General features: G+C 62.8%; 1 pseudogene. It reads left to right on the top strand.

Annotated elements, in window-relative coordinates:
- Positions 1–78 precede the first annotated feature (78 nt).
- Positions 79–276 (top strand): annotated as a pseudogene (locus tag GEV06_29220) (IS630 family transposase).
- Positions 277–543: the final 267 nt, after the last annotated feature.

The raw sequence follows: 543 nt of genomic DNA on the forward strand, positions 1-543 counted from the left end.
GGGCCAGGTCGTGTCCGGCCCGCGAGGATGGGTGAACCAGATCTACGAGCTGAGCAACAGCATGTCGTATGTCCGGGGCGATGGTTCGCGGCGTTGACCACGAAACAACTTCGCCGCGGCGCGCACCGGAGCGTGGCCGAACTCGAGCGTGCTATTCAAGCGTTCCTCGACGCGCACAACGAGGCGCCGACGCCGTATGTCTGGACCAAATCCGCCGATGACATCCTGGCAAGTATTGCGAGGTTCGCCCAGCGCACCGTGGCGATTCATGGCTAATGACTTATTGCGCGAATCACTGTTCCAGGACACTAGCTCACCGGTAACCCTGCATATCCTGACTTGCAGAGCCTGAGATCACCTACCGCGTCATGCCTTCTGTGCGACGGCAGACGACATCGTTCGGTAGCCTCCTCAGTCGCACGGTCCCCTGCGCCGGTCAGGTCGCTGTCGCGACCGGCACGCGTGTACCCGACGCGATCGCCTGGTTAGCGGCCAGGCACGCTGCGGCGATGTGCGACGCCATGTCCACGCCACAGCGAAGAT

This window comes from Luteitalea sp., assembly GCA_009377605.1.
Lineage (GTDB): Bacteria > Acidobacteriota > Vicinamibacteria > Vicinamibacterales > Vicinamibacteraceae > WHTT01.